Consider the following 26177-nt stretch of genomic DNA (forward strand, 5'->3'; position numbering starts at 1 on the left):
GTACCTGCCGTGCTCAGTCGCGGGCTGACTCCACCGGGTCGGACTCCGCCGTGGGGCGTTCGAACCGGCCGTCCAGCTTGGAGACCAGGCCGGTGACCTGGCGGGCGATGTCCGGCGCGGTCAGGCCGATCTCCGTCATCACCTCGGCGCGGGAGGCGTGGTCGAGGAAGCGCGGCGGGATGCCGAAGTCGCGCAGCGGGACGTCCACACCGGCGTCGCGCAGTGCCTGTGCGATCGACGAACCGACGCCGCCGACACGGGAGTTGTCCTCGACGGTGACGACCACGCGGTGCTGCTCCGCGAGCGGGGCCATGGCCTCGTCGACGGGTTTGACCCAGCGCGGGTCGACGACCGTGGTGGTGATGCCCTGCTGGTCGAGGAGCGCGGCGATCTCCAGGCACATCGGCGCCAGGGCGCCGACCGACACCAGCAGGACGTCCGGGGCGTCGGTGCCGGGCGCGCGCAGCACGTCCATGCCGCCGATCCGGCCCACGGCGGGGACGGCCGGGCCGACCGCGCCCTTGGAGAAGCGGACCACGGTCGGCGCGTCCTTGACCTGGACGGCCTCGCGGAGCTGGGCGCGGACCTGGTCGGCGTCGCGCGGCGCGGCCAGCCGCAGGCCGGGGACGACCTGGAGGATCGACATGTCCCACATGCCGTTGTGGGAGGCGCCGTCGGTGCCGGTGACGCCGGCCCGGTCCAGGACGAAGGTCACCCCGCACCTGTGCAGGGCCACGTCCATCAGCACCTGGTCGAAGGCGCGGTTGAGGAAGGTGGCGTAGACGGCGAAGACGGGGTGGAGGCCGCCGGTGGCGAGGCCGGCCGCGGAGACGGCGCCGTGCTGCTCGGCGATGCCGACGTCGTAGATGCGGTGCGGGAAGGCGTCGGCGAACTTCTTCAGGCCGACGGGTTGGAGCATCGCGGCGGTGATCGCGACGATGTCCTCGCGCTCCTGGCCGAGGGCGACCATCTCGTCGCCGAAGACGGAGGTCCAGTCGGCGCCGGAGGCCTTGATCGGGAGGCCGGTGTCGGGGTGGATGGGGCCGATGCCGTGGAAGCGGTCGGCCTCGTCCTGGAGGGCGGGCTGGTAGCCGCGGCCCTTCTCGGTGAGGACGTGGACGATCACCGGGCCGCCGAACCGCTTGGCGCGGGCGAGCGCGGACTCCGTCGCCTCGATGTCGTGGCCGTCGATCGGGCCGACGTACTTCAGGCCGAGGTCCTCGAACATGCCCTGCGGGGCGATGAAGTCCTTGAGGCCCTTCTTCGCGCCGTGCAGCGTCTCGTAGAGGGGCCTGCCGACGACCGGGGTGCGCTCCAGGAGGTCCTTGCCGCGGGCCAGGAAGCGCTCGTAGCCGTCGGTGGTCCGCAGGGTCGCCAGGTGGTTGGCGAGGCCGCCGATGGTCGGTGCGTAGGACCGCTCGTTGTCGTTGACGACGATGACGAGGGGCCGGTCCTTGGCGGCGGCGATGTTGTTCAGCGCCTCCCAGGCCATGCCGCCGGTCAGCGCGCCGTCACCGATCACCGCGACCACGTGGTCGTCGCGTTCGAGGACCTGGTTGGCCTTGGCGAGGCCGTCGGCCCAGCCGAGGACCGTCGAGGCGTGCGAGTTCTCGATGACGTCGTGCTCGGACTCGGCCTGCGAGGGGTAGCCGGAGAGGCCGCCCTTCATCTTCAGCTTCGAGAAGTCCTGGCGGCCGGTGAGCAGCTTGTGGACGTAGGACTGGTGGCCGGTGTCGAACAGGACCCGGTCCTTCGGGGACTCGAAGACACGGTGCAGGGCGATGGTCAGCTCGACCACGCCGAGGTTCGGGCCGAGGTGGCCGCCGGTCTTGGAGACGGCGTCGACGAGGAAGGTCCTGATCTCCCCGGCCAGCTGGTCCAGCTGCTCCAGGCTGAGCCGGTCCAGATCGCGCGGTCCCCTGATGCGGGTCAGCAGCGGCACCCGTGCCTCCTTGCGAGTAGAGCTGATCGAGCTGTTGCCGGGCTTGTCGAGTCTAATGTTCCGCCGTTGCGGACGTCGCTCGGGCTGTGCGTCATACGTCACGCGATCGGCTGTACCCAAGAACAGCCTTTCGTACGACATGACTGTGCCCGGTACCGAGGTCGGTACCGGGCACAGTACGGAAGGGCACAGGTCAGCCGCGACCGGACGCCTTCTGGCTCTTGCGGGACACCGAGTCGATGACGACCGCGCCGAGCAGGACGCCACCCGTGATCATGTACTGGATCGACGTGTTCATGTTGAGCAGGTCGAGGCCGGTCTGGATCGACTGGATGACGAGCATGCCGAGGAGGGCGGACCAGACGGTGCCGCGTCCGCCGAAGAGGCTCGTACCGCCGATGACCGCGGCCGCGATGGCCAGCATCAGGGTGTTGCCGCCACCGGCGTTGAGCGTGGCGCTCTGGGTCTGACCGGCGAAGAACATACCGCCGACCGCCGCGAAGCCGCCGGAGATGGCGAACACGGTGATGCGGATCATCGGCACGTTGATACCGGCACGGCGCGCGGCCTCGATGCCGCCGCCGACCGCGAAGACCTTGCGGCCGTACGGGGTACGGCGGAGCACGAAGTCCACGATCACCAGGGACGCGAGGAAGATCACCAGCGCGTTGGAGACACCGGCCGAGGAGTTCAGCACGTACGCGGTGACGAACGCGGCGACGGCGAGCAGGACGACGCGCAGCGCGATCTCGCTGGTGGGCCGGAACGGCACGCCGGCGGCCTTGCGGCGGCGCTGGTCGGTGAGCGAGCCGATGAGCAGGGAGGCGACGCCGAGGGCGGCCAGGATGTAGGCGCCCGCGATCGACTGGTCCATGAAGAACGAGCTCTGGCCGAACAGGTGCACCGGGCCGCTGTCCGGGATGTTGATGGTGCCGCTCGAACCGAGCAGCCACAGCATCAGGCCGTTCCAGCCGAGGAAGCCGGCCAGGGTCACCACGAAGGCCGGTACCCCGATCCTCGCGAAGAAGAATCCGTGCAGCGCGCCGATGCCGATACCGGTGAGGATCGTGAGGACCAGCGCCAGCCAGCCGTTCATTCCGTGGTTGACCACGAAGACGGCGAACAGGGTGGACGCCAGACCGCTGACCGAGCCGACCGACAGGTCGATCTCGCCGAGCAGCAGCACGAAGACCAGGCCGATGGCGAGCATGCCGGTCGCGGACAGGTAGTAGCTGATGTTGGACAGGTTGTCCGCGCTCAGGAACCGGCTGTTCTGGACCTGGAAGATGATGCCGATGACGATCAGGCCGGCGACGACCGGCAGGGAGCCGAGCTCACCGCCCTTGACCTTGCGCTTGAACTCGGTGATGTAGCCCCGGAAGCCCTCTTCGCGGACCAGCAGACGCGGGTCGACGACGGTGGCGGCACCGGCCGCCGCCGTGGGGTCCTCCACGGGAGCCGCGGCGGGTTCCACCGCGTCCTTCTTCACGGTGCCTGACGTGTCGCTCACTTTGCCGCCTCCGTGCTGCGCACCGCACGACGGGTCACGGCGTTGTCCGTGGCACCGGTGATCGCGGCGATGATCGTTTCCTGACTGGTGTCCTTCACCGGGAAGGAGCCGTTGTTCTTGCCCAGCCGCAGCACGTTGACGGTGTCGGCGACCGCCTTGACGTCGGCCATGTTGTGGCTGATGAGGATGACGCCGAGGTTGCGCTCGCGCAGCCGCTCGACCAGGTCGAGGACCTGCGCGGTCTGCTCCACGCCGAGGGCGGCGGTGGGCTCGTCGAGGATGACGACCTTCGGGTCGCCGATCAGCGCGCGGGCGATCGCGACGACCTGTCGCTGGCCACCGGAGAGGCTGGCGATCGGGATGCGCACGCTCGGGATGCGGATCGAGAGCGTGCTCAGCAGCTCACGGGAGTTCTTCTCCATCGTGACCTCGTCGATGACCCCGCGGCGCAGCAGTTCACGCCCGAGGTAGAGGTTGCCGACGACGTCGAGGTTGTCGCAGAGCGCGAGGTCCTGGTAGACCGTCGCGACGCCGAGTCCCTGGGCGTCGTGCGGCTTGTTGATGCTGACCGGCCTGCCCTCCCACTCGATGACTCCTTCATCGATGGGGTGCACTCCGGCGATGGTCTTCACCAGGGTGGACTTTCCTGCGCCGTTGTCGCCGACCAGTGCGACGACTTCTCCGGCGTGGACCTCCAGCTCTACTTCGGTGAGGGCCTGCACCGCACCGAATCGCTTGGAGACTCCGCGCAACGCCAGCACGGGCGTAGCGGACACGTGAACCATCTCCTTCGCCGCCTGACCGGCGGGGATGCCGCGCTTGTCAAAAGGCGCGGAGGGTTGTGCCTAGGCACAGATTTACAAGATGAACATGCGCGCGGCCGGTGCCAGTTGGCAACGGCTGCGTTCGCACGGGTTCCGATCGGCGCCCGCCCCGCAGCGGGGTCTGAAGGCGGGGCGGGCGCCGAAGGGGGTCTGTCACCGCTGGGCGGTGATTACTGCAGACCGGCCGCCTTGCACGCCTTGGCGAAGTCGGCGGTGCAGATCTGCGCGACGGTGTAGAGACCGTCCTTGATGACCGTGTCCTTGATGTTGGCCTTGGTGACCGACACCGGGGTCAGCAGCTGCGAGGGCACCTTGTTGCCGGAGCCGCTGGTCTGGGTCGTGGTGGCGAGCGAGGAGATGCTCTTGCCCTGCGCCAGGTCGACGGCGAGCGTCGCGGCGGCCTCGGCCTCCGGCTTGAAGGCCTTGTAGACGGTGCTGGACTGGGTACCGGCGACGATGCGCTGGATACCGGCGAGCTCCGCGTCCTGGCCCGTCAGCGGGATGCCGCTGATGCCGGCGCCCTTGAGGACGGTGGCGATACCGCCGGCCATGCCGTCGTTCGCCGAGTAGACGCCCGCGATCTTCTTGGCGCCGAGCTGCGTGATGGCCGCCGACATCTTCTGCCCGGCGACGGTGTCCTTCCACAGGCCGGACTGCTCGTAGGCGATCTTGACCTTGCCGTCGAGGGCCTCGTGGGCGCCCTTCTTGAACTGCGCGGCGTTCGGGTCGGCGTCGTCACCGTTGATCATGACGACGTTCGCCGAAGGAGTGGCCTTCGAGCCCAGCGAGGTGAGGAGCGCCTCGCCCTGGAGCTTGCCGACCTCGACGTTGTCGAAGGAGACGTACGCGGAGACCGGACCCTGGGCCAGGCGGTCGTACGCGACGACCTTGATGCCCTTGTTGACGGCCTGCTGGATCGAGGACTTGATCGCGGCGGAGTCCTGGGCGCTGATCACGATGACCTTGACGCCCTTCGTGATCATCGTGCTGACCTGCTGGGCCTGGGTGGCCGCGCTGGCGTTGGCGTTGGCGTACTGGACGGTGCAGCCGGAGCAGAGCTCCTTGACCTTCGCCTCGAAGTACGGCTTGTCGAACTTCTCGTACCGAGCGGTGACGCTGTCGGGCAGGAGCAGGCCGATCGAGGCGTTCGTACCGCCGCCCGAGGAGCTGGAGCTGCTGTCGGACTTCTTGTCGTCGCCTGCCTTGCCACAGGCGGCCATCGAGACGGCCATCGTGGTGGCGATAACGGCAACGGCGGCACGACGCATACGCGTGTTCACTTTGAAACCTCCCTGACGAGGCCGCGTCGTTGCGGCCGAGGTGGCTGGAAGTCAACTCGGCCGCGCGTTCGGCGTCAAGAAGTAAATACTTAACGAGATGGCAACGGCGTCGTGCGTTCTCTAAGTGAAGACAGGTGTGGCCGCGGTCAACGACCCATCCAAAAGGGTCGAATCGCCCATCTCGCTCAGTGCGAGAGCGAGCGCTCCGAGCACCTCCGCGCGGCCCCCAAGTGCCCCCGGGAGAACGGACAGTTGACGTGCCGCACTGGGGATCGCGTAGCGGCCGACAGACTCCCTGATCGGCCCGAGCACCAGCTCACCGGCCTCGGCGAGATCGCCACCGAGGACCACTCGGCTCGGGTTCAGCAAATTGCAGAGATTGGCGACTCCACTGCCGATGTGTCGGCCGACGTCGGCGATCACCCGACGGCAGCCCGGGTCTCCGTCCCGCGCCAGCCGCACGACTCCTTCCATGGTCAGGTCGGTGCCGTGGCTGGGCTGGAGGAGCGGCAGCACATAGCGCGCGGCCGTGAAGGTCTCCAGGCAGCCCCGGTTTCCGCAGCGGCAGACAGGGCCGGACTCATCAAGAGTAATATGCCCGATTTCTCCCGCTGTGCCACCCGGGCCCCGGTAGATCTTGCCATTGATGACCAGCCCGGCGCCGACCCCGCTCGCGACCTTGATGTACGCCAGGTCCCTGACGCCCCGCCCACTGCCCCAGACCAGCTCACCGAGGGCGCCGAGGTTGGCGTCGTTGTCCACGTGCACCGGTACGCCCAGACGGCTGCCCAGCTCCTCGGCGGGTCTGGTGCCGGTCCACCCCGGGAGGATCGCGGTGGAGCCCAGGGTGCCCGACTCGACGTCGATGGGTCCGGGCACGCCGAGCCCCACCCCGGCGATCTTGGAACGGTCCACTCCGGTGGCCTCGATCAACCGGTTGACCAGCTCTTCGGCCCGGTCGAACCCCTGCGAGGAGGAGGCGTCCACGTCGACGGGCTCGGACTCCTCGGCCAGCACCTGGTGGGCGAGATTCCCGACCGCGACGCGCAAATGCGTGTGCCCGAAGTCGACTCCGATGACGATGCCGGCGTCGCCGCTGAGCGAGACGCTGCGCGCCCGTCGGCCGCCCGCCGAGGTGGGGGTGACCTCGACCGTTCCGCCGTCCTTGAGCTCGCGCACGATGTTGGAGACCGTCGCCGCGGACAGACCCGTCGTCCTCGCGATCTCCGCCTGCGTCAGCGACCCGGCCAGCCGCACCGCTCGCACGACCCGCTCGAGATTGGCTCGGTGCAGTGACGACTGCGACCCCGGAGTCTCCACGACGACCTCCTGCGCGCGGGACCGCATCGATGAGGCCCCGTCTATGTCCAACTAGTGAACTCTAAGCTGAGCCGTTCGGGCTGCCTCCCGTCAAGAGGTTGAACCGCATCGAGGGTTCGGGACACATACGTGGACACCGCTCCCGGCCTTCCGGGAGCGGTGTCGGAACGAGGGCTTCCTCCCGCGTTCTCCGGACGCGCTACTTGAGCGTCGCCGAGGTCAGACCGGCCTGCACCTGACGCTGGAACGAGAGGTAGACGACGAGCATCGGGATCATGGCGATCGTGACGCCCGCGAAGAGAACCGGCAGGTCGGAGGCGTAGCCCTGTTGCTGCTGGAGCTGGATGAGCCCCTGGGTGAGGACATAGCGCTCCGGGTCCGAGCCGCTCTGCGGCTGCATCAGGACCGTCGGCAGGATGAACTGGTTCCACTGGCCGAGGGTGTTGAAGATGCCGACGCTGATCAGACCGGCCTTGGCCATCGGCAACATCACTTGGAAGAACGTCCGGGTGTGCGAGGCGCCGTCGAGGACCGCCGCCTCGAAGACCGCGGTGGGCAGCGTCCGGAAGAACGCGTGCATGAAGAACACCGTGAACGGCATCGAGTAGGCGATGTAGACCAGGATCAGCCCCTGGTACGTGTTGAGCATGTCCAGCCGCTTGACCATGAAGAACAGCGGGACCAGCGCCAGGAACACCGGGAACATCGCCCCGGCGACGAAGAAGTAGTACAGCAGCCGGTTGCCCCAGAACTGGTAGCGGGCCAGCACGTACGCGGCCATCGAGCCGAACAGCATCGTCAGCGGCACCGAGAACACCAGCACGATGACGGTGTTCACGAAGTAGTCGCCGATGCCCTTGCTCCAGGCCCGCCGGAACACGTCGAACGACCAGTTGTGCGGCCAGCCGAAGGCCGAGTTGCCGATCTGCACGTCCGTCTTGAACGAACTCAGCACCAGCCACAGCAGCGGCAGCACGATCAGCAGGGCCCACAGGGCTAGGAAGCCGTGCGAGAAGACGTTCAGTACGGTGCCCTCGCCGCGCGGCTCACGGGGCCGGGCACCGGCCCGGCCGGCCGAGGGCTGGGGCGGGACGGTGCCGCCGGTGGGGGCGGTCTCCTTGAGGGGTGCGCTCATCGTCGTATGTCTCCCGCTCAGAACTCGATGCGCTCACGGCGGGTGGCGCGCAGCGTGACCACGGACAGGACCAGGGTGAGCAGCAGCATGACGACGCCCATCGCGCAGGCGTAGCCGCTCTTCCCGTAGTAGAGGAAGTTGCGCATCATCACGGTCGACATGACGTCGCTGTGATGGTCGGGACCGCCTCCGTAGGCGCCCATGTTCGAGGTCATGGAGGAGACCAGGACGAACATGTCCATCGCGATGATGCCGAGATACACCCAGGCCGTCTGGACGGTCTCCCACAGCAGCGGGAGCGTGATGCGGAAGAAGGACTGGGAGCGGCTCGCACCGTCGATCAGGGCGGCCTCGTAGACGTCTCGCGGAATGGACTGCATGGCCGCGGAGAACAGCACGAGATAGAAGCCGACGCCGTGCCAGACCACGACCGCCATCAGTGCCCACAGCACCATGTGCGGTTCGTTGAGCCACTCCACGGGGTTGTTGGCGTCGACCAGGTGGAGTTTGATCAGGAAACCGTTGAGCAGGCCGCCGCCGTCGCTGCGGTACACCGCGTTGAAGAGCACCGCGAGAATCGCGAGCGACAGCACCTGCGGAAAGAAGTAGATGATTTTGTAGAAACCGGAACCGGCGACTCCCTGCACTCCGCCGGCCCTGCTGCTGCCTCCCGCGTTGACCATGAAGGCGAAGAAGAGGGCGAGCAGAATGGTGATCACCGGGATGAACACCAGGAACAGGAGGTTGTGCCAGATGGCCCCCAGGAAGACGTCGTCGTGGAACAGCGCTCGATAGTTGTCCAGTCCGACGAACTTGAAGGTCTGTGACTCGCCCTTCCAGTCGGTCAGCGAATAGCCGAACGTCTGGATGTACGGCCAGATCACGAAGATCAGATAGAGCGCCACGGGAAAGAAGAGAAATCCCGCGACGAACCTGTACTGCCCTTTGCGCATTGGCGTTTCCTGCCCCTGGTGTCCCGAGCGTGATCAGGTGGTGCGATCAGGCGTTGTGATCAGGAGTGCACGTTCTTCTTGGAGGCCGGGTCCTTGGCCTGCTTGTCGACCGCCGCCTGGCAGCGCTTCAGCCACTCCTTGGGCTGGATGCGCTTGGCCATCAGCTCGTTGGACGCGTTCTGGATGGAGGTGTCCATCTCGCTGTACCAGTCCGGGTACAGGAAGCGGAAGGTGTTCTCGCCGGCCGCCTTGGACGCCTCGACCGTGGACTGGGTGCCCGGCCGCAGGGTGACGCTGGAGTCGACGCCGTCCTTGAGGATGGTGAGCGAGTTGGCCTCCTTGGCGAAGAGGGTCGACCACTCCTTGGAGAGCATGTGCCGCATGAACTCCTTGGCGGCGGGCAGGTTCTTGGCCTTCGCCGGGATGATGAAGGGCTCGCCCGAGCCGGCCCGGATCGCCTCGAACGGCATCTTGCTGTCGGGCAGCAGGGGCATCGGCAGGAACTTCATGTCGAAGTCCGTGGGCGTCTGCTTCAGCTGCTCGTTCTCCAGCCAGGAACCGCAGGTGATGAACGCGGCCTTGTACTGGTTCCAGCGGGTCTGCGACTCGGTGTGGGTCAGGCCGTTGGTGCCGGGCATCAACAGGTCCTTCTCCACCACCTCGTAGATCGCCTCGACACCGGCCTGCGCGGCGGCCGAGCCGACGAACGCCTTGGGGTCGAGGTTGTCGATCGCCTTGACGGCGTCGATCCCGCCCTTCTTGGCGATCAGGTCCATGATGGCGACGTTGATGTAGTACGGGTACTTGCCCTGGTGCGCGAGCCCGCCGATGCCGGCCTTCTTCGCCTGCTGGCAGACCGCGATGAACTCGTCCCAGGTCTTCGGCGGCGTCCAGCCCTTCTCCTTGAAGAGCTTGCCGGAGTACCACAACCCCCAGACCGTGTAGATGTAGTTGAGGGCGACGACCTTGCCCTCCTGGACACCCGGGTCGAGGGTGCCGGGGATCAGCAGGTCGCTGACCTTCTTGGTCGGGTCGTCGATCGCCGGGGCGTCGAGCACCGGGGAGAGATCGAGCAACTGGCCGTTCTTGTACAGGACGTCGATCTTGATCTGCTGCGCGCCGGAGTCGTCGACGATGTCCGGCGGGTTGCCCGCGTTGAAGCGGGGCTGCAGCTTGCCGGTGATCTCCTGCGTCCCGGTGTGGGTGGAGCCGACGCCCGTCTTCGTCTTGAAGTTGGCTTCCCACGCCTTGGCGTAGTCGTCGCCGTAACCGCCCTTGAAGACGACGACGTCGAGGGTGCTGCCCTTCTTCACGCCGAAGGGATTCGACTTCGACGTGGTGCCCTTGGTGCTGTCGTCGCTGCTGCCGCCGTCCCCGCCGCCGCTCGCGCACGCGGACAGGAAACTCATCGTGGGTACGGAGATCAGGCCCAGTGCGGCCGACCTCTTGATCAGATCACGGCGGCCGACGCCTTTGGAACCGTTGTTCTCGGCGGAAGTGGATCCCATGCTCAAGTCCTCGCCTTCTCCAGGACTCAGGCGGTGAACCGGATCCTCCCCGGCACCGCGGTCAGGTCGAGCTTGGTCGTGCAGGAGTACTTGGTGCGTGCTGCGAGAGCGGTGTCGAACGCGACAGGTATAGTCCACTTCCGGCCGACAGAGCAAGATCGAATGCAGGGTGGGTTGTCGGTCTTTTCCGAAGTGAGACCTCGCGGAAATATGAACGCCCTGTGTGTTCGATGACGGAGAAATCCCCGTTATTGCCCTCGAATGCCTCACTCAACACCCTTGACACACCAGGGCACTTGACTCCCTACTGTTCCTTGCGCATCGAAGCTGACAACGTTGTCCAGCGTGCAGGGAGGATGCCCTCGTATGCATCACAGATGGTGGGGTCCGGCGGTCGTGTCGACCGCCGCACTGGCTTTGCTCGTGGGTTCTCAGGGGGTGGCGGTCGCCCTTCCCGTGAAGGCCCCGGCCGCCGGCGGGGAGTTCGCCTCCTCGTTCGAGACGGGCGATCCGGCACCGGACTGGCTGAACACGGTCGACACCGCGCCCGACGGCTCCAAGCGGGCCTCGGGGGTCGACGGCGGCTACAGCACCGGTATCCCGGGCAATGTGACCGACCATGTCACCGACGTCCGGGCCAGCTCCGAGAACACGGGCGGCGGCGAGGTGAAGGAGAACCTCGTCGACGGCGAGTCCGGCACCAAGTGGCTGACCTTCGAGCCCACCGGCTGGGTCGAGTTCGACCTCGACAAACCGGCCAAGCTCGTGACCTACGCCCTGACATCGGCGAACGACTTCGCCGAACGCGATCCGAAGGACTGGACGCTGTCGGGCTCCACGGACGGCAAGGACTGGAAGACCCTCGACACCCGCTCCGGCGAGAGCTTCGCCAACCGGTTCCAGACGAAGTCGTACGACCTCGCCGAGCCGGCCGAGTACCAGCACTTCCGGCTCGACATCACCAAGAACAACGGCGCGAGCGGGATACTCCAGCTCGCCGACGTCCAGTTCTCGACGGGCGGCACCACCGCCCCGGTCCCCGAGGACATGCTCTCGCTCGTCGACCGGGGCCCCAGCGGCTCCCCCACCGCCAAGGCGGGCGCGGGCTTCACCGGGAAGCGGGCGCTGCGCTACGCGGGCCGTCACACGGCGACGGGGCGGGCGTACTCGTACAACAAGGTCTTCGACGTGAACGTGCGGGTCGGCCGGGACACCGCGCTCTCCTACCGGCTCTTCCCGCAGATGTCCGACGGCGACCTCGACTACGACGCCACGAACGTCTCCGTCGACCTCGCCTTCACGGACGGCACCTACCTCAGCGACCTCGGCGCGACCGACGCGCACGGCTTCGCGCTGACGCCGCAGGGGCAGGGCGCGGCGAAGATCCTCTACGTCAACCAGTGGAACAACGTGGTCGCGCGGATCGGCTCGGTGGCGGCCGGCAAGACCGTCGACCGCATCCTGCTGGACTACGACTCCCCCAGTGGCCCGGCGAAGTTCCGCGGCTGGCTGGACGACGTGAGCCTGAAGTCGGTGGCGCCGGAGAAGCCGAAGGCGCATCTGGCCGACTACGCGCTGACCACCCGGGGCACCAACTCCAGCGGCAGCTTCTCGCGCGGCAACAACTTCCCCGCCACGGCGCTGCCGCACGGCTTCAACTTCTGGACGCCGGTGACGAATTCGGGGTCGCTCAGCTGGCTCTACGACTACGCGCGCGCCAACAACGCCGACAACCTGCCGACGATCCAGGCGTTCAGCGCGAGCCATGAGCCGAGCCCCTGGATGGGCGACCGGCAGACCTTCCAGGTGATGCCGTCGGCGGCCTCCGGGACCCCCGACACCGCCCCGGACGCACGGGAGCTGGCCTTCCGGCACGAGAACGAGACGGCCCGTCCCTACTACTACGGCGTCACGTTCGAGAACGGTCTCAAGGCCGAGATGGCCCCGACCGACCACGCGGCCTCGCTGCGCTTCACCTACCCCGGCGACGACGCGAGCGTCGTCTTCGACAACGTTACCGAGCAGGCGGGCCTGACCCTCGACAAGGAGAACGGCACCGTCACCGGCTACTCGGACGTCAAGTCCGGGCTGTCCACGGGCGCCACGCGGCTCTTCGTCTACGGCACGTTCGACGCGCCGGTGACGGACGGCTCCTCCAGCGGGGTCAAGGGCTACCTGAGGTTCAAGCCGGGCGCCGACCACACGGTCACCCTGCGCCTGGCCACCTCGCTGATCAGCGTCGACCAGGCGAAGGACAACCTGCGCCAGGAGATCCCGGACGGCACGTCCTTCGACTCGGTCAGGAAGCAGGCCCGGAAGGTCTGGGACAAGCTGCTCGGCAAGGTCGAGGTGGAGGGCGCGACACCGGACCAGCTGACCACGCTGTACTCCAGCATGTACCGGCTGTACCTGTATCCCAACTCCGGCTTCGAGAAGGTCGGTTCGACGTACCAGTACGCCTCCCCGTTCTCCCCGATGCCGAGCCAGGACACCCCGACCCACACCGGCGCGAAGATCGTCGACGGGAAGGTGTACGTCAACAACGGCTTCTGGGACACATATCGGACCACCTGGCCCGCCTACTCGTTCCTGACACCCAGTCAGGCAGGTGAGATGGTCGACGGGTTCGTGCAGCAGTACAAGGACGGCGGCTGGACCTCGCGCTGGTCCTCACCCGGTTACGCGGACCTGATGACGGGCACCTCCTCGGACGTCGCGTTCGCGGACGCGTACGTCAAGGGCGTGAAGTTCGACGCCAAGTCGGCCTACGACGCGGCCGTGAAGAACGCGACCGTGGTCCCGCCCGCCTCCGGCGTCGGCCGCAAGGGCATGGCCACCTCGCCCTTCCTCGGCTACACCAGCACCGACACCGGCGAGGGCTTCTCCTGGGCGATGGAGGGCTACGTCAACGACTACGGCATCGCGCAGATGGGCCAGGCCCTCTATCAGAAGACCGGCGAGAAGCACTACAAGGAGGAGTCCGCGTACTTCCTCAACCGCGCCCAGGACTACGTGAACCTGTTCGACAAGCAGGCCGGGTTCTTCCAGGGCAAGGACGCCAAGGGCAACTGGCGGGTGGACTCTGGCAGTTACGACCCCAAGATCTGGGGCTACGACTACACGGAGACCGACGGCTGGGGCTACGCCTTCACCGCCCCGCAGGACAGCCGCGGCCTCGCCAACCTCTACGGCGGCCAAAAGGGCCTCGGGGACAAGCTGGACCAGTACTTCAGCACTCCGGAGACCGCCTCGCCCACCAACGCCGGTTCCTACGGCGGTGTCATCCACGAGATGACCGAGGCCCGGGACGTCCGCATGGGCCAGTACGGCCACTCCAACCAGGTCGCCCACCACGTGACGTACATGTACGACGCGGCCGGCGAGCCCTGGAAGGCGCAGAAGGACGTGCGCGAGGTGCTGTCGCGCCTCTACACCGGCAGCGAGATCGGGCAGGGCTACCACGGCGACGAGGACAACGGCGAGCAGTCGGCCTGGTACCTCTTCTCCGCGCTCGGCTTCTACCCGCTGGTGATGGGCAGCGGCGAGTACGCCATCGGCTCCCCGCTGTTCACCAAGGCGACCGTCCACCTGGAGAACGGCCACGACCTGGTCGTCAAGGCGCCGAAGAACAGCGCGAAGAACGTCTACGTGCAGGGGCTGAAGGTCAACGGCCGTACCTGGACGAAGACTTCGCTCCCCCACTCGCTGCTGGAGAAGGGCGGGGTGCTGGACTTCGCCATGGGCTCGAAGCCCTCGTCCTGGGGCACCGGCAAGGACGCGGCACCCGTGTCCATCACCAAGGACGACAAGGTGCCCACGCCTCGCAGCGACCAACTGGCCGGTGACGGAGCCCTGTTCGACAACACGTCGGCGACGGAGGCGACGGTGACCTCGGTGGACCTGCCGGTCGCGAAGGCCACCAAGGGCGTCCAGTACACGCTGACGTCGTCCAAGGACCACACGCTGGCGCCGACCGGCTGGACCCTCCAGGGCTCGGCCGACGGCACCACGTGGAAGACGCTCGACAAACGCTCCGGCGAGTCCTTCACCTGGGACCGCCAGACGCGCGTCTTCTCGGTCACGACGCCCGGCACGTACGCGCACTACCGGCTGGTGCTGAACGGTTCCTCGACGCTCGCGGAGGTGGAACTGCTGGGCTGAGACGCCCTCACGGCACGGGGAGGCGGGGCAGCAGCCGCCGCAACGCCTCCGCGTGCTGGTGGACCCGTCTCAGGACGCCCCGTCTGGTCGACGCGAAGACGGGGACGTCCTGGGCGGGACCCAGCGCGGCGGCCGTGTACAGGTCGTCGAGCCACGCCCCGCTCCCCCTGGTGCCGTCCGGCGCCAGGGGGATCAGTCGTGTCAGGACCTCCGATTCGGCGCCGCCCAGGAACCAGACCCGCACCATCAGGTCGGCGCGCAGATATCGCAGGCCCCCGTCTATGTCCTCCGGCGGCGCGAAGCCCTCGTCCCCCACCAGGAACGCGAAGGCGGTGCGCGCCTCGGCCCTGAACTCCTCGGGCATGTGCGGCCGTTTCACCATCTGCGGATGCTCGCACGCGGCAGTGCGCCCCCGCCACCGAAACGGGCGAGGGCGCACATTGCGGACGTCAGTTCACCGCAAGGGTGAACACATGGAGATCCGGGTCGTCCGGAAGTGTCACGCTCTTGATGGTCTTGCCCGTGGGGGCCGCGAACGGCTTGGTGGCGAACACATAGGTGACGACCGGGTCCTTGTCCGCACCCGCGACATTGCGGTACGCGGCCCGGGCGACGACCTCGTTGCCGTACTGCACGGTGCCGCCGCCCCCGCCGACCGTCCAGTCCGTGAAGGACAGGTCGACGGCGCCGGTGCTGCCGTCGGTGTACGTGACGGTCGCGCTGGTCCGCTGGTTGCCGTTGACCGCGCTGCCGATGAACGACAAGGTGGCCGCGGGCCGCGGGAGTTGGACGGTCTGACCGGCCGCCGAGACGTTGTCGGGGCGCCCGTCGGGCGAGCCGGGCCAGGTGAAGCCGAGCCCGTCCACCGTGCCCGCGCCGCCCGGGGTCAGCCCGGCGGCCGCGAGCGCCTGGCGGGAGTAGCTCCAGCCGCCCCCGTCGTAGTCCGCCTCGTCGTGCTCGCCGGTGTCGTCGGAGACACCGGTGTTGTTGTAGGCGGCGAGGAGGGTGCCGGGCGCGGCCACGGTCAGGGACACCGGCTGCTCGTACGACGTGCCGCCCGAGGTGACGGTGACCTTCGCGTCGTAGAAGCCCTGCTGGATGTCGTCGGCGGCGGTGAGGGTGACGTCCTGGGAGCCGTCGACGACCGTGCCCTGTGCGGGAGTCGCGGTGACTCCGGCAGGGGTCTCGACGGTGAAGCGGACCTCGGGTCCGGTCCCGCCGCCCAGCGACAGGGCCTTGATGCCGACCTTGGTGCTCTCGCCGGGGGCGAGGGTCGCGGCGGTCGGGCCGACGCCGATCTGGTACGGCTGTTCGCCGGTGCGGAAGGACGGCGGGGCGTCGGCGGGGTCGCTGCCCCAGGTGCGGTTCGGGGTGGCGGAGAGGGTGTAGTCGAGCGTGCCGCCGTTCCTGACGAGCGAGGAGGAGAGCCAAGGGCGGTCGCTGGTACGGCCGTTGACCTTCAGGGACTGGATGTACGGGGCATCGGCCGCGGCCCCCTTCGCGCGGATCGAGATGTCGTTGCCGTCCGGGCGGGTGATCTCGATGCGCTCGAACAGCGGGGAGGCGAGGGTGAGTTCGGCGCGGGAGGGGACCTGCGGGTACATGCCGAGCGCGGAGAAGACGTACCAGGACGACATCTCGCCGAGGTCGTCGTTGCCGGGGATGCCGGCCGGGTCGGTGGTCCAGAGCTGCTTCATGGCAGCCCTGACCGTCTCCTGGGTCTTGTAGGGCGCGCCCGCGTAGTCGTACAGGTAGGGGACGTTGACGGACGGCTCGTTGTCCAGTTCGGACTTGTCGCCGCCGCTGCCCGTGAAGGCCCAGCTCCCGTCCGCCTCGTGGAAGAAGGAGTCGAGACGGGCCAGCGCCTTGTCGGTGCCGCCCATCGCCGCGAAGAGGCCGGCGGGGTTGTGCTGGACCATCCACGTGTACTGGGCGGCCGTGCCCTCGACGAAGCCGTTGCCGGTGCCCGGGGTGAAGCCGGTGACCCAGCTGCCGTCCGCCTTGCGGTTGGCGATGTAGCCGCCGGTGGGGTCGGCGGCGATGTTGAAGTTGTTCTGCCACCACTGGGCGCGCCGGGCGAAGTCGGACGCGGTGCTCTTCTTCCCCGCTGCCGTGGCGAGTTGGGAGAGCGCGAAGTCCGCCGTGGACATCTCCAGGGTCTCGGCGGCGCCGCCCCAGGCGTTGGAGACGGACGGCATGTAGTGCAGCTTCAGGTACTTGTCCAGGGAGGGGCGCTGGCCCACCGAGAGGACCGGCTTGCCCGAGGAGGACAGGTCCTGCGCGGTCGGCACGGTCGCCGCCCGGACGAGGGAGTCGAGCGCTCCCTTCAGGTCGAAGTCGGTGCCGCCGAAGGCGCGGATGCCGGCCAGGGCGGTGGGTGAGGGGTCGCCGTTCATGACGTGGGTGCCGTTCGCGCCGTGCAGCCAGCGGTCCCAGACTCCCCCGTTCTGCCGGGCGAGTTCGTAGAGGGACTGCGCGATGTCCGAGCCGGTGCGGGGGCTGAGCAGCGTGAGCAGCTGGACCTGCGACCGGTAGATGTCCCAGCCGGAGAAGGTCCCGTACTGCGCTGCGTGGCCCCGGCCGACCCGGTGCACCTTGCCGTCGCTGCCGGTGTATCTGCGGTCGGCGTCGCTGATGACGTTCGGGTGCAGGAGGGAGTGGTAGAGCGCGGTGTAGAAGGTGGTGCGCTCGGTGTCGGTGCCGCCACCCACCTTGATCGCGCCGAGCTGGTCGCGCCAGGCGCGGTGGGCCGCGCTCTCGACGGCGTCGAAGGACCGCTCGGGCGGGTTCTCCGCCGCGAGGTTGGCCGCGGCTCCGGCCTGGCTGACGTAGGAGATGCCGACCTTGACGCCGACCGGGCCGGTGCCGGGCTCGAACTCGACGTAGCCGCCCGCGCCCTTGCCCGCGACGGGACGGCCGCCGGTGGAGAAACCGCCCGTGCCGCCGGTCGCGCTCGTGGCGCCCGGGGTCAGCCTGTCGTCCTGCCAGGTACCGGTGGACGCGAAGGCGCGGTCGAAGCGGGCGGTGAAGTACACGGTGTAGTAGGAGCGTTGGCCCTCGGGGTCGAGGTAGCCGCAGAAGTTGCCGGAGGTGACCGAGCCGGAGACCGTGCGGGTCTTCGGGTCGATGGTGACCGCCGAATCGGTGGACCCCACCTCGGAGTTGGCGGTGCGGATCAGCAGCGAGGCGGGTTTGCCGGCGGGGTAGGTGAAGCGGCCGGAGCCGGTGCGGGCCGTCGCGGTGAGGTCGGCCGTGACACCGGAGGCGAGGCCGACCTTGTAGTGGCCGGGCTCGGCGGTCTCGTCCGAGTGGCTGAAGTCGGAGGCGTAGACCGCGTCCTTGGTGTCGCTCGCCGGGGACGAGGTGACCTCACCGGCGTACGGGTAGAACGGGATGTCGCCGCTGCCGCCCGCGCAGCCGGTGCCGGACATGTGGGTGAGGCTGAAGCCCCGGATGCGGGTGGCGTCGTACTGGTAACCGCCGGGCGCGGCCGTGCTGGTGGCGCTGCCTCTGGTGTTCTCCGGGCTCCAGGAGAGCATGCCGAAGGGCACGACGGCGCCCGGGAAGACGTTGCCGCCGTTCTTGGTGCCGATCAGCGGATCGACGTAGGCGCTGGGGTCCTTGACGAGTCGTGGCGGGGCGGCGGTCGCCGCCAGGGCGGGGGTGGCACCGGCGACCGCGAGTGCGGCGGCCAGCAGCAGGGACATGGGACGGAAACGCATGACGCGGCCCCTCCTCCTCCGGACGGGTCGCGCACCACAGGTCGCACAAGCCGCGTGGACAGTAACGTGCGCCACCCGTACCACGGAAGACCGCGTGCGCCGGTGGGGCACGCGCGGCACCCACCCGGACGGCGTCCGTGGGCCAAGTGGGTTGACATCGTTGTCCGTTGGGGCGGTACAGTCAGGGGCAGATCATTCGACAACGTTGTCGCACCGCAGTGCCGTACCAAGCCACGCACCACCCGGGCGGGTCGAACCCCCATTCCCCGCCCGGCTCGCGGACCCGGTGGCCCCCGTCCACCGGGTCCGCCCCGAGCACCGGGTCAACCGACCTGGCAGGGCAGGGCGGTCGCCGGATCACCGCCGTCGCCGTTGACGACGTAGCCGAAGGTGGCGGTCTGTCCTGGACTCAGCGAGCCGTTCCAGTCGGCGTTGTGGACCATCACGTCCTGGCCGCTGTAGGTCGCGTTGCCGCTCCAGAGGCTGGCGACCGACTGCCCTGCGGGGAGTGACCAGTTGACCATCCAGCCGAGCATCGGGACGTCGCCGGAGTTGGTGACGGTCACCTCGGACTGGTAGCCGCCGGGCCAGCTGCCGGTCGTGCGGCGGGTGGCCGAGCAGACGCCGGGGACCGGGTCGGTGGGGTTGCCCGGGTCGTGAATACCCGTCACTTCGCCGTTGCCGCCGTCGAACACGACGTCCGAGCACGAGTAGAAGGTCTCCGCGCTGTCCGAGCGCTGCCACACCATGTAGATGATGTGGCGCCCCGACTTGCCCACCGGAAGCCGCCCGCTCCAGGAGTAGTTGGCCTCGACCGTGCCCGGCGTGCCGTTGAGCGGCGGGTGGTCGACCGTGAGGAACGGGGTGTCCTCCATGTCGTCCCACGTGAGCGTCTTCGTCGGGTCGAAGCCGTCCTTGGTGAGGTAGACGTAGAACCAACCCGGGTGTGCCGCCCAGGCGTTGTAGGAGAAGTCGACCGTCGCGCCCGAGGTGAGGTGGGTCAACGGCCAGTCGTCGCGCGGGAGATCGAAGCCCGTGAAGTTCGGGTTGCCGCCGCTGCACAGCGAACCGTCCGGCACGAAGCCCCGGGTGCGGCCTGCGCCGTCGGAGCGCAGCACCGAGAACCAGTTGTAGAACGGCGTGGTCCCACTGACCTGTTGGGCCGCCCTGCACGCCGGGTTGACGGGTTTGATCTCCCCGGTGTCGGTGAGCGCGTCCTGCCAGCAGAGGAAGGTCCGGCTGCCGGGCTTCATCGGCGTACCGTGCGCCTCGGCCCGTCCGCCGGTGGCGAGGATCAGGGCCAGGGCGGGGACGGTGGTGAGGAGTGCCAGGAGTACGAGGAAGAGGGCCCGGTGCGGGGTGGGGTGCGGTAATCGCGGTACGGGGGCGGGAGTTGCGCGTGGAATTGGCGCAGACATGACAGTTCTACGTCCCTTCGGTCGGCGGGTGCGAGGAACGTGCGGGATGGACGGGCGGGGCGGGGCGGTCCGACCGCCCGGCGGGTTCCGGACCACCGAACGGATGGGAGCGCTCCCACCCCACCTGTCCGTGAAGTTAGCGCGGACTCGGGGGGCTGTAAACGTCTGGTGGCTGCCGAAGTGGTGCTGGAGTGTGGTGGGGCCGGGTCTCGTACGATCCCGGGATGATCGCAGTCGTCGTCACGGTCGCGCTGGCCTTCGCCGGGTACGCCGCCACGTATCTCAACGGGCTGCGGCTGACGCAGCGGCAGGAGCGGCTCGCCCGGGTCAATCGCCAACTCAGCGACTTCTACGGGCCGTTGTTCGCGCTGACGGAGGCCAACGCGCGCACCTTCGCCGCGTTCGCGCAGCGGCACGGCCGTGCCGCGGGCGCCTCGCCCTTCAGCGACGCGACCCCGCCGACGGACGAGGAACTCGCGGAGTGGCGGCTGTGGGTGACGACGGTCTTCCTGCCGGTGCTGCGCGAGATGCGCGAACTCGTCGTAGGGCGGGCCGATCTGTTGCGGGAGCCGGAAATGCCGCCGCTGCTGCTGGAGTTGTGCGCGCACGCGGCGGGCTACGAGATCACCGTGGCGCGCTGGGCGCGGGGTGACCTCACGGAGCACCTGTCGCTGGTCGCGTTCCCGAGTGCGGAGTTGGCCGGGTACGCGCGGCGGGCCTTCGGCGAACTGAAGCGGGAGCAGGCGCGGTTGCTGGGCGGGCGTGCGGGCGGCGCCACGGCGGGACCGCGGTGACGCCCACCATCCCGTCCGCCGCGTCCTAGACCGGTGCCGTGCGGACGTGCAACGCCGTTTCACCGGGCGGGAGTTCGGAGGTGGCCGCCGGGAGTTCGACGGTGAACTCCGTGCGGCCCGGGACGCTGGTCACGTCGATGCGGCCGTCGTGGGCGCGGGTGATCGCCGTCGCGATGGCGAGGCCCAGGCCGGAGCCGCCCTCCTTTCCGGCGGCGCGGGCGCGGGAGGCGTCCGCGCGGGTGAAGCGTTCGAAGACCGTGGGGAGGAGGGCCGTTGGGATGCCGGGGCCGTCGTCGCGCACCCGGACGACGACGGTCCGGGCGGCGGTGGCCTCGACGCTCGCCGTGACGGTCGTGCCGGCGGGTGTGTGGACGCGCGCGTTGGCCAGGAGGTTGGCCAGCACCTGGTGCAGGCGGGCCTCGTCGCCGGTCACCAGGGCCGGTGCGTCCAGCGAGAGGTGGAGCTGCCACTCGTGGCCGGTGCCGGCCGCGCGCGCGTCCCACACCGCCTCGGCGAGGAGGGCCGCGAGGTCGACCTCGGCGGACTGGAGGGGCCTGCCTTCGTCGAGGCGGGCGAGCAGCAGGAGGTCCTCCACCAGGCCTGTCATGCGCGCCGATTCGGCGGTGACCCGGCGCCAGGCGAGGCCGGGTTCGATGCGGTCGGTGCCGCGGTTCATCAGCTCGGCGTAGCCCGCGATGGAGGCGAGCGGGGTGCGGAGTTCATGGCTGGCGTCGGCGAGGAAGCGGCGCATGCGTTCCTCGCTGCGGCGCATCCGCTCCTCGCCGCGCCGGCGTTCGGCGAGGGAGGACTCGACGTGGTCGATCATGCGGTTGAGCGCGGCGCCGACCTGGCCGGCCTCGCTGCCGGGGTCGGTGTCCTGTTCGGGCACCCGGGTGAGGGCGGTGACCTCGCCGCGTCCGAGCGGGGCGCGGGAGACCTCGACGGCGGTGGCGGCGACGCGGCCCAGCGGCCGTAGCTGCCGTCGTATGACGACCGCGCACAGGCAGCCCGCGACGGTGAGGCCGGCGAGGGCGAGGAGCGCCTCGACCACGACCAGACCGCTGATCATGTCCTGCACGTCGTCCATCGGGAGGCCGGTGAGGACCCGGACGCCGTCGCTGTCGAGCGCCGTGAGCCGGTAGGTGCCGAGGCCGGGCACGGTCCGGGTGTGCATGGCGCCGTCGGCGCCGATGCCCTTGAGGGCCGTGCGCTGGGCGGCGGTCAGGGCCTGGGGCGGGGCGTCCTGCCGGACGACGGCCGCGGCGGTGATCGTGCCCTGGTCGTCGAACCGCGCGGCGAGCGTCCCGACGGCGTGGCCGTTCTCCAGGAGGAAGCCGAGGTTGTCGGCCAGCGTCGGCTGCAGTTCGGCCCCGCCGAGGCTGCGTTCGGCCGCGTTGCCGACGCGGTCGTCCAAGTTGCCGATCAGATAGGCGCGTTGCACGAACACGGTGGTGAGGGACATCGCGGCGCACACGACGACCAGGGTGGCGCTGATGAAGAGGAGGAGGCGGGTGCGGAGTGAACGGCCGTGCCGGCGGCCTGGGTTGCGGGTCAGGAGGTTCATCTGCCGTCCTCCACGGGCCGTAGGGCGTATCCCATGCCGCGCACCGTGTGGATCATCGGTGCCCGGCCGCGGTCTATCTTGCGGCGGAGGCTGGAGATGTAGACCTCGACGAGGTTGCCGCCGCCGTCGAAGGCGCTGCTCCACACCCGGTCGAGGATCTGGGCCTTGCTCAGCACCTGGCGAGGGTGGTCGAGGAGCAGGGTGAGCAGGTCGAACTCCTTGGCGGTGAGCCGGATCGGTGCTCCGGCGCGGCGGACCTCGCGGGTCTCGCCGGTCAGGACGAGGTCGCCGAGGACGCGGACGGAGTCGTCGGCCGGGGTGCGTTCGCCGCCCGCGCGGCGGAGCAGTCCGCGCAGCCGCAGGACGACCTCCTCCAGGGAGAAGGGCTTGGTGACGTAGTCGTCGGCGCCCGCTTCGAGGCCGTCGAGGCGGTGCTCGACGGCGTCGCGGGCGGTGAGCATGAGGACGGGCAGCCGCGGGTTCTCGTAGCGGAGCCTGCGCAGTACCTGGATGCCGTCGAGGTCGGGCAGCATGCCGTCGAGGACGACGGCGTGCGGGGCGCAGCCGCGGGCGATGCGCAGCGCGCTGTGTCCGTCCGGCGCGGGGTAGGGCCGCCAGCCGGCCTCGGTGACCGCGACGGAGAGCAGCTCGGTGAGCGCGGGCTCGTCGTCGACGATGAGCACGCGGACACGGCTGCTGCGGGACCCCGAGGTGCCAGTCATGTCCCGATTCTGTCCCGGCCCGCTGAGGGAACCCTGTGTTCCACCTGAGTCCTGGCGATGTCCGGTACGCCTCTGACGACGGCGAACGCGAAGGGCCGCACCCCCGTCGCCGGGGATGCGGCCCTCAACTGCCGTACCGGAGCCGCTAGTTGCGGATCAGGTTGCGCAGGACGTACTGCAGGATGCCGCCGTTGCGGTAGTAGTCGGCCTCGCCGGGGGTGTCGATGCGGACGACCGCGTCGAACTCCACGCCGGTGTCGGTGGTGACCTTGACCGTGCTCGGGGTGGTGCCGTCGTTCAGCTCGGTGATGCCGGCGACGGAGAAGGACTCCTCGCCGGTCAGGCCGAGGGACTCGGCGTTCTGGCCCGCCGGGTACTGGAGCGGGACGACGCCCATGCCGATGAGGTTCGAGCGGTGGATGCGCTCGTACGACTCGGCGATGACGGCCTTGACGCCGAGGAGCGCGGTGCCCTTGGCGGCCCAGTCGCGGGACGAGCCGGAGCCGTACTCCTTGCCGGCCAGGATGACCAGCGGGACGCCCTGCTCGATGTAGTTGCGCGAGGCGTCGTAGATGAAGGAGACGGGGGCGTCCGGCTGCGTGAAGTCGCGGGTGAAGCCGCCCTCGGTGCCGGGCGCGACCTGGTTGCGCAGGCGGATGTTGGCGAAGGTGCCGCGGATCATGACCTCGTGGTTGCCTCGGCGGGAGCCGTAGGAGTTGAAGTCACGCCGCTCGATGCCGTGTTCGGTGAGGTACTTGCCGGCCGGGGTGTCGGCCTTGATGGCACCGGCCGGGGAGATGTGGTCGGTGGTGACCGAGTCGCCGAGCTTGGCCAGCACGCGGGCGCCGTCGATGTCCGAGACCGGGGTGGTCTCCATCGTCATGCCCTCGAAGTACGGGGGCTTGCGGACGTAGGTCGACTCCGCGTCCCACTCGAAGGTGTTGCCCTCCGGGATCGGGAGCGCCTGCCACTGGGCGTCGCCCGCGAAGACGTCCTGGTAGGACTTGTTGAACATGTCCTCGCCGATGGCGTTGGCGACGACGTCGTTGACCTCGGCCTCGGTGGGCCAGATGTCCTCGAGGTGGACCGGCTTGCCGTCCTGGTCGGTGCCGAGGGCGTCGCGGGTGATGTCCACCTTCATGGAGCCCGCCAGCGCGTAGGCGACGACCAGCGGCGGGGACGCCAGGTAGTTCATCTTGACGTCCGGGTTGATCCGGCCCTCGAAGTTGCGGTTGCCGGAGAGCACCGAAGTGACGGCGAGGTCATGGTCGTTGACGGCCTTGGAGACCTCCTCCGGCAGCGGGCCGGAGTTGCCGATGCAGGTGGTGCAGCCGTAGCCGACGAGGTTGAAGCCGACCTTGTCGAGGTAGGGGGTGAGCCCGGCCTTGTCGAAGTAGTCGGTGACGACCTTGGAGCCCGGGGCGAGGGTGGTCTTGACCCACGGCTTGCGGGTCAGGCCCTTCTCCACGGCCTTCTTCGCGACGAGCGCGGCGGCGACCATGACGTACGGGTTCGAGGTGTTGGTGCAGGAGGTGATGGCCGCGACCGTCACCGCGCCGTGGTCCAGCTCGTAGGTCGAGCCGTCGGGGGCGGTCACCGTGACCGGGTTCGACGGGACGCCGTTGCTCGCGGCCGGGGAGTCGGAGGCCGGGAAGGACTCCTTGCCCGCCTCGTCGTCGTCCGAGACGTAGTTGCGTACGTCGCTCTTGAACTGCTCGGCGGCGTTCGCGAGGACGATGCGGTCCTGCGGGCGCTTCGGGCCGGCGATCGAGGGGACGACCGTCGCGAGGTCGAGCTCCAGCTTCTCGGAGAAGTCGGGTTCGGCGGCCGGGTCGAGCCAGAGGCCCTGCTCCTTGGCGTACGCCTCGACGAGCGCGACCTGCTGCGCGCTGCGGCCGGTCAGCTTCAGGTAGTTCAGGGTCTCGTCGTCGATCGGGAAGATCGCGGCGGTGGAACCGAACTCCGGCGACATGTTGCCGATGGTGGCGCGGTTCGCGAGGGAGGTGGCGGCGACGCCCTCGCCGTAGAACTCGACGAACTTGCCGACGACACCGTGCTTGCGCAGCATCTCGGTGATCGTGAGGACCAGGTCGGTGGCGGTGGTGCCCGGGGTCAGCTCGCCGGTGAGCTTGAAGCCGACGACGCGCGGGATGAGCATGGAGACCGGCTGGCCGAGCATCGCGGCCTCGGCCTCGATGCCGCCGACGCCCCAGCCCAGCACACCGAGGCCGTTGACCATCGTGGTGTGCGAGTCGGTGCCGACGAGGGTGTCGGGGTACGCCTGGCCGCCCCGGACCATGACGGTGCGGGCCAGGTGCTCGATGTTGACCTGGTGGACGATGCCGGTGCCCGGCGGGACGACCTTGAACTCGTCGAACGCGGTCTGGCCCCAGCGCAGGAACTGGTAGCGCTCGCGGTTGCGGCCGTACTCCAGCTCGACGTTCTGCGCGAACGCCTCGTGGGTGCCGAACTTGTCGGCGATGACGGAGTGGTCGATGACCAGCTCGGCCGGCGCGAGGGGGTTGATCTTCGCCGGGTCGCCGCCCAGCTCCTTGACGGCCTCACGCATGGTCGCGAGGTCCACCACGCAGGGCACACCGGTGAAGTCCTGCATGATCACACGGGCCGGCGTGAACTGGATCTCCTGCGACGGCTGGGCCTGCGAGTCCCAGGTGCCGAGGGCGCGGATGTGGTCGGCGGTGATGTTCGCGCCGTCCTCGGTGCGGAGCAGGTTCTCCAGCAGGACCTTCAGGCTGTAGGGGAGCCGGGCCGAGCCCTCCACCTTGTCCAGGCGGAAGATCTCGTACGACTCGTCGCCCACCTGCAGTGTGCTGCGGGCGTCGAAGCTGTTCGCCGACACGACAGTCTCCTTCATTGATGTGCGCGTTCCCACCGCATCCTGCCGCTACGACCCCTTGGCCGATCCGCTAAGGTAAGGCTAAGTTAGGTAAGCCTTACTGCTGGATCGGCGGAGTGTGCGGCTGCGGTGCACCTCGGCAGATATCTCGATGTCGAGATAACTCTAGTACATGGGGGCGGGCTGGTCATGCCCGGACCTCCTCCGCGGCCATATCCGCGCGCCTTCGGGGTATCCGGTGCGGGACGAAAGGGGGCGGGAATGCCGCTCACGTTCCGCAAGAGTTTCCGGATCCTCCCCTGGCTCCGGCTGAACATCAACAAGCGCTCCATGTCGATCACGACAGGAGGCAAGCGCGGTCCGCGCTACACGCGCAGCACCACGGGACGTCGTACGACATCGATGGATTTGCCCGGACCTTTCGGGTGGCGCAAGACCCGCACGAAGAAGGACGACTGACCGGGCGT

Annotated in this window: 17 protein-coding genes; 3 read left to right on the forward strand and 14 right to left on the reverse strand. The window is 68.9% G+C overall.

The genetic code is table 11. The features are described from left to right. Nucleotides 1–13: 13 nt before the first annotated feature. From dxs to ngcE, 8 genes are all read right to left on the reverse strand, one after another. The gene (dxs, locus tag ACIPTO_RS04720) at nucleotides 14–1942 is read right to left on the reverse strand and encodes a 1-deoxy-D-xylulose-5-phosphate synthase (protein ID WP_401189709.1); all 1929 of its coding nucleotides are present in this window, start codon (nucleotides 1940–1942) and stop codon (nucleotides 14–16) included. Between the two features lie 193 nt (nucleotides 1943–2135). After that, nucleotides 2136–3452, reverse strand: coding sequence for an ABC transporter permease subunit (locus tag ACIPTO_RS04725; RefSeq protein ID WP_366312368.1), 1317 nt, complete (start codon nucleotides 3450–3452; stop codon nucleotides 2136–2138). Beyond that, nucleotides 3449–4237, reverse strand: a complete 789-nt coding sequence (locus ACIPTO_RS04730) for an ATP-binding cassette domain-containing protein (RefSeq protein WP_366312369.1) — start codon at nucleotides 4235–4237, stop codon at nucleotides 3449–3451. The genes ACIPTO_RS04725 and ACIPTO_RS04730 overlap by 4 nt, the downstream gene beginning before the upstream one ends. 209 nt (nucleotides 4238–4446) lie before the next feature. Beyond that, on the reverse strand, nucleotides 4447–5544 hold the full coding sequence (locus tag ACIPTO_RS04735) for a sugar ABC transporter substrate-binding protein (RefSeq protein WP_401189711.1): 1098 nt from the start codon (nucleotides 5542–5544) through the stop codon (nucleotides 4447–4449). A 132-nt stretch (nucleotides 5545–5676) separates the two neighbouring features. Further along, nucleotides 5677–6876: an ROK family transcriptional regulator gene (locus tag ACIPTO_RS04740; RefSeq protein WP_366312370.1), complete on the reverse strand. Its 1200-nt coding sequence runs from the start codon at nucleotides 6874–6876 to the stop codon at nucleotides 5677–5679. Between the two features lie 199 nt (nucleotides 6877–7075). Next, entirely contained in the window at nucleotides 7076–8011 is a 936-nt protein-coding gene (locus ACIPTO_RS04745; protein ID WP_366312372.1) for a carbohydrate ABC transporter permease, read from the reverse strand. Between the two features lie 17 nt (nucleotides 8012–8028). After that, a complete protein-coding gene (locus tag ACIPTO_RS04750; RefSeq protein WP_366312374.1) occupies nucleotides 8029–8964 on the reverse strand; it encodes a sugar ABC transporter permease in 936 nt (311 codons plus the stop codon). Nucleotides 8965–9023: 59 nt separating this feature from the next. Then, a complete protein-coding gene (ngcE, locus tag ACIPTO_RS04755; protein WP_366312376.1) occupies nucleotides 9024–10472 on the reverse strand; it encodes an N-acetylglucosamine/diacetylchitobiose ABC transporter substrate-binding protein in 1449 nt (482 codons plus the stop codon). A 366-nt stretch (nucleotides 10473–10838) separates the two neighbouring features. Here ngcE and ACIPTO_RS04760 point away from each other — a divergent pair, with 366 nt between their 5' ends. Continuing rightward, a complete protein-coding gene (locus ACIPTO_RS04760; protein ID WP_401189455.1) occupies nucleotides 10839–14633 on the forward strand; it encodes a GH92 family glycosyl hydrolase in 3795 nt (1264 codons plus the stop codon). Nucleotides 14634–14640: 7 nt separating this feature from the next. Here the strand turns inward: ACIPTO_RS04760 and ACIPTO_RS04765 are convergent, their stop codons facing one another. From ACIPTO_RS04765 to ACIPTO_RS04775, 3 genes are all read right to left on the reverse strand, one after another. Then, on the reverse strand, nucleotides 14641–15015 hold the full coding sequence (locus ACIPTO_RS04765; protein ID WP_366312380.1) for a hypothetical protein: 375 nt from the start codon (nucleotides 15013–15015) through the stop codon (nucleotides 14641–14643). A gap of 67 nt (nucleotides 15016–15082) precedes the next feature. After that, nucleotides 15083–18355: a GH92 family glycosyl hydrolase gene (locus ACIPTO_RS04770; protein WP_401189458.1), complete on the reverse strand. Its 3273-nt coding sequence runs from the start codon at nucleotides 18353–18355 to the stop codon at nucleotides 15083–15085. Between the two features lie 323 nt (nucleotides 18356–18678). Continuing rightward, on the reverse strand, nucleotides 18679–19773 hold the full coding sequence (locus ACIPTO_RS04775; RefSeq protein WP_401189459.1) for a lytic polysaccharide monooxygenase: 1095 nt from the start codon (nucleotides 19771–19773) through the stop codon (nucleotides 18679–18681). 224 nt (nucleotides 19774–19997) lie between these two features. Here ACIPTO_RS04775 and ACIPTO_RS04780 point away from each other — a divergent pair, with 224 nt between their 5' ends. Next, the gene (locus ACIPTO_RS04780) at nucleotides 19998–20567 is read left to right on the forward strand and encodes a hypothetical protein (RefSeq protein ID WP_401189460.1); all 570 of its coding nucleotides are present in this window, start codon (nucleotides 19998–20000) and stop codon (nucleotides 20565–20567) included. A gap of 25 nt (nucleotides 20568–20592) precedes the next feature. Here the strand turns inward: ACIPTO_RS04780 and ACIPTO_RS04785 are convergent, their stop codons facing one another. The 3 genes from ACIPTO_RS04785 to acnA all read right to left on the reverse strand — a co-directional run bounded on the left by ACIPTO_RS04785 (nucleotide 20593) and on the right by acnA (nucleotide 25713). Beyond that, on the reverse strand, nucleotides 20593–22131 hold the full coding sequence (locus tag ACIPTO_RS04785; protein WP_401189461.1) for an ATP-binding protein: 1539 nt from the start codon (nucleotides 22129–22131) through the stop codon (nucleotides 20593–20595). Continuing rightward, entirely contained in the window at nucleotides 22128–22853 is a 726-nt protein-coding gene (locus tag ACIPTO_RS04790; RefSeq protein WP_366312390.1) for a response regulator transcription factor, read from the reverse strand. The genes ACIPTO_RS04785 and ACIPTO_RS04790 overlap by 4 nt, the downstream gene beginning before the upstream one ends. Nucleotides 22854–22998: 145 nt before the next feature. Continuing rightward, nucleotides 22999–25713, reverse strand: a complete 2715-nt coding sequence (gene acnA, locus ACIPTO_RS04795) for an aconitate hydratase AcnA (RefSeq protein WP_366312392.1) — start codon at nucleotides 25711–25713, stop codon at nucleotides 22999–23001. Nucleotides 25714–25971: 258 nt separating this feature from the next. On the opposite strand from acnA, the gene ACIPTO_RS04800 reads away from it, so the two are divergent. Continuing rightward, a complete protein-coding gene (locus tag ACIPTO_RS04800) occupies nucleotides 25972–26169 on the forward strand; it encodes a DUF4236 domain-containing protein (protein ID WP_366312394.1) in 198 nt (65 codons plus the stop codon). The last annotated feature ends 8 nt before the right edge of the window (nucleotides 26170–26177 follow it).

The sequence above is a fragment of the Streptomyces sp. NPDC090083 genome (assembly GCF_044747445.1).
Taxonomy (GTDB): domain Bacteria; phylum Actinomycetota; class Actinomycetes; order Streptomycetales; family Streptomycetaceae; genus Streptomyces.